1 rRNA gene and 2 pseudogenes are annotated in these 1,042 nt (G+C 56.8%); 1 reads left to right on the forward strand and 2 read right to left on the reverse strand.

Features of this window, described 5'->3' with window-relative positions:
- Positions 1-122: 122 nt before the first annotated feature.
- Positions 123-407 (reverse strand): annotated as a pseudogene (locus tag BANT918_RS17140) (transposase); the annotation flags it as partial.
- A gap of 45 nt (positions 408-452) precedes the next feature.
- Between BANT918_RS17140 and BANT918_RS17900 the strand changes: the two are divergent.
- A pseudogene (locus BANT918_RS17900) lies at positions 453-632 on the forward strand (hypothetical protein); the annotation flags it as partial.
- Between the two features lie 299 nt (positions 633-931).
- Here BANT918_RS17900 and rrf read toward each other — a convergent pair.
- Positions 932-1,042, reverse strand: a 5S ribosomal RNA gene (gene rrf / locus BANT918_RS17145); the annotation flags it as partial.

A 1,042-nucleotide genomic window follows, 5' to 3' on the forward strand; every position in this document is an offset into this window, starting at 1 on the left:
GACGTCATTGCTCATGAGCTCAACACCCGACCCCGAAAGTGTTTGAGCTTCCGAACACCGCTCGAGGCCCAGCACGACCTCACCACCCGAAAACCAGAGGTGTTGCCTTGACGATTTGAATCTAAGGCTGCTTTTCCCAAAAATTCATTATCCTCTTTGAGCTCGAAATTCTCCCGCCGCAACCGCGACAGTTCGGACCGCTCGTCCTCACCCAAGGGGCCAGTCGATTCGCCCTCGCCACGGAGTCGGTCCTTCTCGGCTTTGACCCAGGTGCCCAAGGTCTGCTCACCGATTCCGAGTTCCTTCGCCACTGCCGCGATCGACCGACCTGTGCTGATGACGAGATTCGCGGCCTCGATGCGGTACTCCGGAGTATAAGAGCGGCGTTGCCGTTTCTGATCTGACATGTTGAACATCCTTCCAGCAGGACCTGAAATCCCGCTAACTTGGGTGTCCACTATTCGAGGCTAACCTCAGATAGCGTCGCCGTGAAACGCTCACAGACCTTGGCTGCCGCGCGGGCCAAACACCCCCAAAGGTTCAGCAAGGCCACAGATCCCAAGATCCTGGCCCTACCCGGACCGGCATGGATCAACCAACCAAAGGAGGGCACCGAAACAGAGGCAGCCTAACCACTGCCTCACTCACCCTGGTACCGCTTGACTTGAAAAATTCCGTTCGGGTGCCTCGAAGAAACTTCGCACTACACTACTTCACTCCGAGCACTCCGTGCATGGATCTGTGAACTAATTTCATGAGCCCCGGCTGGGTCATCTGGGCTCCCTTTGACACGTGATATCGCGAGTGCGCACCGGTGCAAAAGGGCACAAAAATGGGGGTCCGCCAAGCGACGAACCCCCACCAACACGAAAAGAAGGAGGGGGAGTGTTCGCTGAACCTAATCAGCGAGCGCTCCCCCTCCCAAAGAATATTGCGGCAGTCACTTACTCTCCCACAACCACCAAGTTGCAGTACCATCAGCGCGAATGGGCTTAGCTACCGGGATCGGAACGGTTAACCGGGCGTTTCCCCACCACTATCA

Origin of the sequence: Brevibacterium antiquum CNRZ 918, assembly GCF_900169145.1 — a bacterium.
GTDB lineage: Bacteria > Actinomycetota > Actinomycetes > Actinomycetales > Brevibacteriaceae > Brevibacterium > Brevibacterium koreense.